Raw genomic sequence first — 1,614 nt, 5'->3', positions numbered from 1 at the left:
TGGCAGCATTTAACCCCCTATCTGTTCTGCTACTGATTGGTATGATTAGTGCTCGGCAGATTTTTTATGGCATTTCGATGCTACATAAGTTTAAGGGCATTACAGGCTTTAAAAAGTTCTATCTCGTGTCAGCCATGACCGATGAATCTTTTGCCATCAACTACTCAGCCAATATTAAGGATGGCGTTGATAAAACGTGGTTTATGGTATTTATCACGATTTTTTTGCACATTTATTGGGTGAGCGGCGCGACACTTGGGGCGCTACTTAGTGATGTTTTACCTTTTGATTTGAAGGGTTCAGAATTTGCCATGACGGCTTTGTTTTTGGTGATTTTTATGGAGCAATGGCTCAAAGAAGACAGCCACATCAGCTCAATCATCGGGCTTAGCATTAGCATTGTTTCTTTGGTAGTTTTTGGCAAGGATAGCTTCTTGATTCCTGCGATGGCTGGGATTTTGATCTTGCTTGGTGTGTTTCGTACACGTCTGCGTGCCTATCATTGAGGATGAGTCATGAGTATTGAACAACAAATCATCAGTATCCTCGTCGCCATCATCGCCTTACAGATCTGTCGCTGGCTTGCCTTTATCGCCTTCCCAGAGCACAAACCCATCCCAAAATTCGTACAATATCTAGGCAAGGCACTACCCTCTGCTGTATTTGGGCTTTTGGTCGTGTACTGCTATAAGAACGTCGATCTGCTCACGCCACATCATGGCGCACCAGAATTCATCGCAGGGATCGTGGTAGTCGTACTTCACATTTGGCGACGCAACATGTTTTTATCCATCGGTGCTGGCACCTGCCTTTATATGTTTTTAATCCAAAAAATCTTCATCTAAATCAAAGATTTCATCAAATACGGCATGATAATACGCCGCTTTTTTATCCAATGCCAAAGGATAAGCACGCGAAGATGACGGCAGTCTGTGTAATGTCACTATTTTATCATTTATGGGTAATTGCACCGACTCGCCAATTTTTGGCGGATTTAAATCATGTGCTGACAGCAGAATTTCGGTCGCCTTCTCGCCTGTGGTGATGATATGTGCGCATTCTGGCATCTGAACAAGTAGTTCTGGGACATCAGACGACTCGATGACGGTTAAGAACTTATCCGATGCATTGCCCTGCTCGCGTATCACTGCCTTAGCAGCATCAAAAATGGCAATGCCTTGCTCCCTCAAAAAATCCTCAATCTTATCCTGATAAAAACACTTATTCGACACACCAATAAAGCATTCTTTATCGCCAAAAAACACCAACCCCATGATGCGCCACATGTCATTATTAAAATTCGGATAATAAAAATCCATCTTCCAGCGCGACTTTGGCGGTGGAAAGCTACCAAGCATTAATACCTTGGCATTCTTTGGTATGAATGGCAACAAGGGATGTTTTTCAATATTCATGGAAATCGCGACAATCAAGATAGATTTTTAGCTATTAATTTAAAGTAAGCATTAAAAAAGCCGACAACATGGTCGGCTTTTTTATTCCAATCAGAGATTAGAATGATTTAACGAATGATACGCCATAAACCCATGGGCTTAGGTCTAGTTCGCCTTCATCTGCACCGTTTACCTTAACGTCAGTTTTAAGGTCGATGTA

At 42.2% G+C, this 1,614-nt stretch carries 3 protein-coding genes; 2 read left to right on the top strand and 1 reads right to left on the bottom strand.

Annotated elements, in window-relative coordinates; translation table 11 throughout:
- A partial coding sequence (locus GY683_RS04965) for an AzlC family ABC transporter permease (RefSeq protein WP_297287694.1) occupies positions 1–506 on the top strand: 506 nt, incomplete at its 5' end.
- Positions 507–515: 9 nt separating this feature from the next.
- Positions 516–845 (top strand): branched-chain amino acid transporter permease, encoded by a 330-nt coding sequence (locus GY683_RS04960; RefSeq protein ID WP_297287693.1) that lies wholly within the window; start codon positions 516–518, stop codon positions 843–845.
- Here the strand turns inward: GY683_RS04960 and GY683_RS04955 are convergent.
- Positions 822–1,415: a uracil-DNA glycosylase family protein gene (locus tag GY683_RS04955; RefSeq protein WP_297287692.1), complete on the bottom strand. Its 594-nt coding sequence runs from the start codon at positions 1,413–1,415 to the stop codon at positions 822–824. The genes GY683_RS04960 and GY683_RS04955 overlap by 24 nt on opposite strands.
- Positions 1,416–1,614: the final 199 nt, after the last annotated feature.

Source organism: Moraxella sp. (assembly GCF_024227015.1).
In the GTDB taxonomy this organism is placed as follows: domain Bacteria; phylum Pseudomonadota; class Gammaproteobacteria; order Pseudomonadales; family Moraxellaceae; genus Moraxella.
Note: the sequence above shows the minus strand (reverse complement) of the source record. Positions and strands in the feature narration are given on the sequence as shown.

Bases quoted from the DNA above. Each gene is read 5' to 3' on its own strand.
- GY683_RS04955 (WP_297287692.1), bottom strand. From the start codon at position 1,415: ATGAATATTGAAAAACATCCCTTGTTGCCATTCATACCAAAGAATGCC.
- GY683_RS04960 (WP_297287693.1), top strand. From the start codon at position 516: ATGAGTATTGAACAACAAATCATCAGTATCCTCGTCGCCATCATCGCC.